Genomic DNA, 4332 nt, shown 5'->3' with positions numbered 1-4332 from the left:
GTATCAGTTCTATTATTAAGCTCATGAAAGGCGAATTTAATAACGAAATCATTATGGTTAAAAGCATTATATTTGTACTTTTCAGTAATCATCTCTTTTATTTCATTGATTGAATAACGGCAAGTAGCCATAAATGAAATGTCTTTTACTATTGAAAATAAAGCTGTTGTAAAATATAGATCAAGGCGCTTTCGTACTATTGATATAGGTAACTTGTCACTCCAATACGAGTGCACGAATTCCCTAAGTTCATTTGTTGAGATGTATTTTCCAAGCGAATAGATCATACGATCAAGCAGTAAGACTTGCTTATCTTCACTTTTGCAAAACTTTTGCGTAACGGTCATCTTCTTACCCATAATCTAATGCTTCTAATCTAGACTAAGTGTTTTAACTGTAACTTTTTTGCTGTTTTTTGTAGCAGACGAAAAAAAAACGACGCGCGCTAAATTTTCAGGCTGTTTGGATACGAGTAAAGAATACGACTTGACTAGAGTTATGGTAGATAATTCCTATTATCGAACCTTACTTTTTTATGGTACAATTTTATCTATATTTTGGCGGTTCGGTTGCCTATTTCGGTTAATAGTCGTTTTATGGGTATATTGTCGTTATCAACGTCAGATTTAAAACGTTACCTTGTAACTTTCGCTTTTGAGTTTAATCTTTTGTGACGCTGTCACTTTGAGGGTATGTAATGTTAATGGTGCTTAGTGAGGAAAGACGATTGGAGCTCAATCCAATTGGCCTGCCTCTATTTAATGATTATGCGGAATTGGAGCATTACGCTTTAAAACCATTAGACAATATAGATGATGATGTTTTACGAGAGCGTTATAAAACGATTCTGCACAAAGTTTACTTGTCTGCCGTTGAGGTTGCTCAGTCCTGCAGTGATCGGCATTCACTTGAGAACTTTTTAGCCGGTACTATCAATTACATTGCGCATGGTACAGGTCGATCGATAAATTCACATAAACAGCTCAGTTCAACGCTTCTCGATTATGCTAAATACTGTCGCGGCCATAATGTTCAGGCACTGCCATTAACCATGGCGACAACCTGCCAATATTTTGATCACTTGATGGGTGTAGGTGAAGACGACTTAATTGATAACCGAACTAAAGTGAAATACAGCACCTTAAAAAGCCGTTTGGCCTTTCTTAATATGCTCAGAAGAATCGCCAAGCAAGTTGATAACCCATTTGACAATCAAGAATTTGCTGATTATATGCGGCAAAGAGCGAATGTTGAGCGTTTGACAAATACAACGGAAGATCAAGCCAGTGCGTTTCAACAACATCATCTAAAAGCACTTAATCAAATTTGGGCTAGCAGCGATAATATTGTTCGTCGCCGTGACCTGGCATTACTTAAATGTGCCTATGATTCATTGCTTCGTGAATCTGAATTAACACAACTAAAGATAGGTATGTTGAGAAAAGATCCTGTGACTGGTGACTATACGTCAATTCTAACCAATGTTAAAAATACTAAGCAACAAATAGGCAAGAAGCGAACTGTGTGGATCAGTCGTGAGAGTATGGCGTTTGTATTTGATGTACTTTCGGATCTTAATCTTGATGTTCGAGATCCGTTTACACCATTATTTCCATCGTTATGGCGAAGTGGTAAGTGCCGCTTAACTGAGGGACACGCACGTAATATTGACCACAAAAAAATCGATAGTGTGTTTGGGCGAGCTTATTCAGTTTTACTGCCAAATGATGTGACAAAAACTTGGACCGGTCATAGTGCACGAATTGGTAGAGCTATAGATCTTGTTATGCAAGGCGCAACACATACGCAAGTTATGCATTTAGGTGGATGGTCGTCAGAAGCAATGGTCAAGCGGTACACTGCTGGTATCGATATTAGTAGTGTGGCAAATGCATTTCGTCCTAGTTAGCTTTATGTGGCTAACTAGAAAGATACTTATATTTTGTTGAGGTTGATTTAAATCTTGAGTTTTTCAAGGTCAACTAAACAACAAATCACTATGGCCATGACTGAAAATATCGTTAACATTAAGCCTAAAATTTCATATTTTGCGTCAATTATCAGATACTTGTTTATCAAGAATATCCCAAAGGTCAAAATTACATATTTTATGATCGTTATAAAAATGCTTCTCGTCATGAATTATTCCTTTTATTAGCCTTGTCTTTAATCCTACATGACAGTTAAATTTTACAATGTTTAATGATTATATCCTTCATCGTATGCAAGCGCCCAAGCTTTAGCAGGCCAACCATTAAGAAAATGCGGATCGAATAAGCGTTGCTCAGGATCGTATTTATTAGCAACTTTGTCGTTATGACCTCGCCTTTTAGCCTCAATGTTGATAAATAGTCTTAATTCCAACTCCAGTTCTAGTGTGAAGTCTTTTGCTGGTAATCCTGACCAACAAGGGGTGCCCAACGAATTACAATGATACTCTGGCGCTGTATCTGCAGTACCATTGGTGCTAATAGTGCCCATACATTTCCTTAACAAAAATTGGTTAGTGAAGTCGTATTATCATGTTAAAGGTTTTGTACTCATGAAAATTCCCATTTTTTATAGAGCCACAAAAAAAAAGAGCCTTTCGACTCTTTAAATATCTTAATTCCATCCTGACGGACATTTCCCCTCAAACTCCTGAGTGGTTTCTGCATTTCCGCAGAGTTGATGACGCTCTTCGTATGAGTGCCATTACCTGTTATTTGGGATAATAGCAGCCACATATTGGGAAATTCTTTGGTAATGCTAGTTACAGATACACTTTTTTCTAAGAGGTTTTAGAATTGTTACATTTTTATACTGGTAACGTTCCGTACTTTTTAGTTACTCGCACATCGCATGAGAAATTTATACTCGTATTGTAAGTTTCTGATTTAATTAGGCTACTGCCTGAATATAGCCCAAACTTTATAGATATAGGATATTGTTTGTATTCAGTCTTTACGAACCCCTTACGACGCAAGCCAAAACAGTTATAGTTAATAATATTATTTCCTGACGTATACAAACCGTTGCTAAGACCGCGTACAGACGATGTAACATTTATTATCTTTAAGTATTGACCACTCGACTTTGGATATTGCGTAGAAAAACTTAAGGTTAACCGAGCATGTTGACCTCCTGTTCTTCGTTCGAAATCACAGCTATTTGTAAGCGGCCAGCATGTGATCGTTCCTTGATAGTTTCCGTTAACTCTGTTACTTACCCACGAGCTGATATTGCCATCTTCAGCTTTTGGTTTTTCATCAGGCTTACACAAGCCATTTTTCTGTGCGCGACAGTCACGCTCAAATTGCTCTAAACTGGCAACTCGTTTTAAAGAGGCATCGATCTTAATGCCGTTATTAATAGCGGCAGTTCGACTCGCTTTCGTGCTTGTCAGTGCATCGTCAGCCGTTTTCTTTGCTCTATTGACGTGGCCTTCAACGCTTCCAGTGCGATTGCCTAAATCTCTTGCCTTACGCTCCAACTCCCCCACATTAGCATTGAGGCTACTAACGTCATTCAGGCGTGCCACTTTCATACCGTCAATATTACTCAGATCGCGATCATTACTCGCAATTGCGTTTTCAATGTCAGTGAGAGAAAAGGCTACATCACGACCGTTTATTGAGACACGCCCTGCTCTCGTACTTTCCGCAGTCGCGGTTCCTTGAATAACAGCTGTATTGATTCTGTTATTGCCCGTAAACGTATTTCCGCCGTTTAATGAGCCATAACGTTGCGACAGTGCCACACCTGAATCATAAAGATTACCGCTTTGATCAAGCACTAAGCGGCCACCTTGTTTTAACTCGTTGTTGATCTCAAACTGGTTGATGTTTTTTAGATTGCGTAACTTGAGTTCTTCAGCGGTCAATGTGCCTGAAACGGTAAGCCCAGTCGTGCTTAAGTTACTAGCATTAACATCTTGGGCAGTGATATTGTCATTTGCGGTAAAAGTGTCGTTTATGGTGGCACCATTTTCAATAACGGTATTGCCTAACTGCGCACTTTGGGCCACTAGCGTACCCGCTTGTGTCGAATTGGTTTGAATACTTGTAGCGCTGAGATCTTTGGTGGTCAGTGTTGAATCAACAATAAACGCTTGCTGGAATGTGGCATCAGCATTTACGTTCAGAGCGGCAAGTGTCGTATTGACCGTTGAGGTTAGATTGTTTAAGGCAGTATCACCATTACTGGTTAAGCTTTGCAGCGTGGCAGTATCAGTAGTTACCGTTGATGCCTTAACGCTATTGGCGTTATTAATGTCGTGGCTGTTTAAGTCAATCGCGGTTTCAAACTGTTGTAGCTCAGGTTTCCCAGTGACCGCATTTCGGTGCAGTAGTC

4 protein-coding genes are annotated in these 4332 nt (G+C 39.2%); 1 reads left to right on the top strand and 3 read right to left on the bottom strand.

The genetic code is table 11. The features are described 5' to 3' along the window. Positions 1 to 359 (bottom strand): hypothetical protein (locus C9J40_RS22315; protein ID WP_233220342.1); only part of this gene is annotated, 359 nt, incomplete at its 3' end. A 338-nt stretch (positions 360 to 697) separates the two neighbouring features. Here C9J40_RS22315 and C9J40_RS21680 point away from each other — a divergent pair. Continuing rightward, positions 698 to 1909 (top strand): tyrosine-type recombinase/integrase, encoded by a 1212-nt coding sequence (locus C9J40_RS21680; protein ID WP_107247963.1) that lies wholly within the window; start codon positions 698 to 700, stop codon positions 1907 to 1909. Positions 1910 to 2199: 290 nt separating this feature from the next. Here C9J40_RS21680 and C9J40_RS21670 read toward each other — a convergent pair whose 3' ends face one another. Together C9J40_RS21670 and C9J40_RS22050 are read right to left on the bottom strand one after the other, a co-directional pair. Next, entirely contained in the window at positions 2200 to 2481 is a 282-nt protein-coding gene (locus tag C9J40_RS21670) for a hypothetical protein (protein WP_107247961.1), read from the bottom strand. A 316-nt stretch (positions 2482 to 2797) separates the two neighbouring features. After that, on the bottom strand, positions 2798 to 4332 hold a 1535-nt coding region (locus C9J40_RS22050; RefSeq protein ID WP_199188147.1), incomplete at its 5' end, for a hypothetical protein.

The sequence above is a fragment of the Photobacterium sp. GB-72 genome, assembly GCF_003026095.1.
GTDB lineage: Bacteria > Pseudomonadota > Gammaproteobacteria > Enterobacterales > Vibrionaceae > Photobacterium.
This window is presented reverse-complemented; position numbering and strand designations above follow the sequence as displayed.

Coding starts and splice junctions, on each gene's coding strand:
- C9J40_RS21670 (WP_107247961.1), bottom strand. CDS start 2,481: ATGGGCACTATTAGCACCAATGGTACTGCAGATACAGCGCCAGAGTAT.
- C9J40_RS21680 (WP_107247963.1), top strand. CDS start 698: ATGTTAATGGTGCTTAGTGAGGAAAGACGATTGGAGCTCAATCCAATT.